Source organism: Microbacterium sp. Kw_RZR3 (assembly GCF_029222405.1).
In the GTDB taxonomy this organism is placed as follows: domain Bacteria; phylum Actinomycetota; class Actinomycetes; order Actinomycetales; family Microbacteriaceae; genus Microbacterium.
In genome coordinates, this window is the sequence record NZ_JARHXC010000311.1 from 1 (window position 1) to 1,244 (window position 1,244).

At 72.3% G+C, this 1,244-nt stretch carries 1 protein-coding gene; it reads right to left on the reverse strand.

Annotation, left to right across the window (positions count from 1 at the left end; genetic code table 11):
- Nucleotides 1-1,226: crosslink repair DNA glycosylase YcaQ family protein (locus P2P98_RS17235; protein WP_275801490.1), on the reverse strand; the 1,226-nt coding region annotated here is incomplete at its 3' end.
- Between the last annotated feature and the right edge of the window lie 18 nt (nucleotides 1,227-1,244).

Sequence of the window (1,244 nt, forward strand, 5' to 3'; positions counted from 1 at the left end):
TCGGGATGCTCGTGGCGCTCCGCGCTGAGCGCGCCCGCCAGGGCATCCGCGGCGTCGCCCCACCGGGAAACGGTTACGCGGTCGAGGTCCTGCCAGCGCGCAGCCGTGAGCAACTCGGCCGCGAGTCGCTCGGTGGCATCCGGGGGCGCGCCGTGCTCCCACCACGCCGACTGCACGCGGAGGGCGCTGGACGCGCGGTCGGCCTTGAGGTCCACGCGACCCACGACGTCGTCGCCGATGATCACCGGGAGCGAGTAGTAGCCGAACCGGCGCTGGGGAGCCGGCGTGTAGATCTCGATGCGGTAGTCGAAGTCGAACAGCCGCTCCGCGCGGTCGCGGAACCAGACGACCGGATCGAAGGGCGTCAGGATCGCCGCCGCATCCACGCGGCGGGGGTGCGCGGCATCCCGATGCAGCCATGCCTTCGCGGGCCGTCCGCCCACCTCCCACCCCTCGACCTGTACCGGGATCAGCTCACCGGCCTCGACGAGGTCGTGCACGGCGGCCATCACCGCCGGCCGATCTCGGATGCGCCAATAGTCTGCGAGGTCGGCCGCCGTCGCCACCCCGTACGCCACCGCGGCCCGCCGCACGAGCTCGGTGACGGCTACCTGGCGCGCCACGGTGGTCTCGAGCGCCGAGGGCGGAAGGACATCGGATGCCAGCGCATACCGCCGCTCGAACCCCCGTCGCCCCGCGATCGCGACGTCGCCGAAGAGCCAGAGGCGCTCGAGGCCGTTCTTGACGTCGTCCCAGCCCCACCACGACCCTCGTGAGCCACGGCGAGCATCGTGCTCGATCTCGGCCGGCCGCAGCGGGCCGCGCGCGGCGAGCTCGTCGCGCAGCCACTGCATCAGCGGCTGATTGGCCGCGGCCCAGGCATCGCTGCCGTACTTGTCGCGGAGCGCGTCGCGGCGGAACTGCAGCAACGGCCAGTCGTCGACGGAGACGAGGGATGCCACATGCGCCCAGGACTCGGTCCACTTCGGGCGGCGCGAGAAGGCGAGCTTGTCGAGCAGGGCCGTGTCGTACGCGCCGAGGCGCGCGAAGAGCGGCATGTAGTGCGAGCGTGAGAAGACGTTGACCGAGTCGATCTGCAGGATCCGCATGCGGTGCAGCGCCGCCGTGATCTGACGCGTGCCGACCGTCTCGGGGCGAGGGCGGGCGAAGCCCTGGGCGGCCAGGGCGATGCGGCGTGCGTCGGCGCGGCGGAGCGTCGTGATCATGCGTCTCACCGTAGCCAC